Genomic DNA, 1,278 nt, shown 5'->3' with positions numbered 1-1,278 from the left:
GCACACCGGCCAGCCGCGACAGCGCACGCTCGTCCAGCACCTCCGGCAGGTCGACCAGACCACCCCAACGCTCCGGGTGCTCCAGCGCCACCACCCGGCCCAGACCCCAGACCTGAGCCTGAGTCGCACTGGCCGGCCGCTCCGAACGACCGGTCGACACCGCACCCCGCGTCACACACCACAGCGGAGCCGCGACACCCGCATCACCCAGTGCCTGCACCAGCGCCAGCGTCCCGGCGATCCCGGACGGCACACCCGAACTCCCGGAGTGAGGCGCCTCGTTCAGCGCCAGCAGGGACAGCACACCCGCGACGGAGTCACCGTCGGTAATCGTCTTGCGCAGCAGCTCGGCCACCGCGACCCGGTCGGTACCGGCGGCGTCCAGCTCGATCCGACGCACGTCCACGCCACGGCCGGACAGCATCCGGACCGCGCCTTCCACGGCCGCGTCCTCGACAAATCCCGCCGGGACCGCCACCAGCCAGGTGCCCGACAGCACACCCGCACCGCCGTCCGTGACCGGCTTCCAGCTGATCCGGTAGCGCCAGCCGTCCACCGTGGACTGCTCGCGGCTCTGCCGGCGCCAGGCCGACAGCATCGGGAGCACGGCGCCCAGCTCGCTGCCGCCCTCGACCTCCAGGGTCGCGGCCAGAGCGTCCAGGTCGCCCTTCTCCACGGCCTCCCAGAAGCGGGCGTCCGCCTCGTCGACCGGCGAGGCACCGGTCACCGCCGCCACGGCCTCCAGCCAGTACCACTCACGCTGGAAGGCGTAGGTCGGCAGATCCACCCGGCGCGCACCACGGCCGCCGAGGAAGGACTGCCAGTCCACCCGGACACCCCGCACATGGGCCTCGGCCAGCGAGGCGAGCAGCCGCTCCAGGCCACCCTCCTGGCGACGAAGAGTGCCGAACGCGGCGGCCTCACGGCCGCTCTCCTCGACGCTCTCCTGAACCGCCATCGCGAGCACCGGATGCGCGCTCACCTCGATGAAGGTTCCGACACCGTGCTCTTCCAGCAGCGCGCGGGTCGCGTCGGCGAACTCCACGGTGGCACGGAGGTTGGTGTACCAGTACTCGGCGTCCATGCCCGAGCCGTCCACCAGCTCGCCGGTCACCGTGGACAGCAGCGGCACCCGACCCGCCCGCGGGGTCACCTCACGCAGCACGTCCAGCAGCTCGGTACGGATCGACTCCACCTGAGCCGAGTGCGAGGCGTAGTCCACCGGCACCCGGCGCGCCCGGACACCATCCGCCTCGCACGAGGCGATCAGCTCCTCCA

At 72.3% G+C, this 1,278-nt stretch carries 1 protein-coding gene; it reads right to left on the bottom strand.

Annotated elements, in window-relative coordinates:
• The coding region (locus tag ABD369_RS40605) for an acyltransferase domain-containing protein (RefSeq protein WP_344641662.1) at positions 1-1,278 on the bottom strand (1,278 nt) is incomplete at both ends.

It is taken from the genome of Kitasatospora cystarginea (assembly GCF_039533515.1).
GTDB lineage: Bacteria > Actinomycetota > Actinomycetes > Streptomycetales > Streptomycetaceae > Kitasatospora > Kitasatospora cystarginea.
This window is presented reverse-complemented; position numbering and strand designations above follow the sequence as displayed.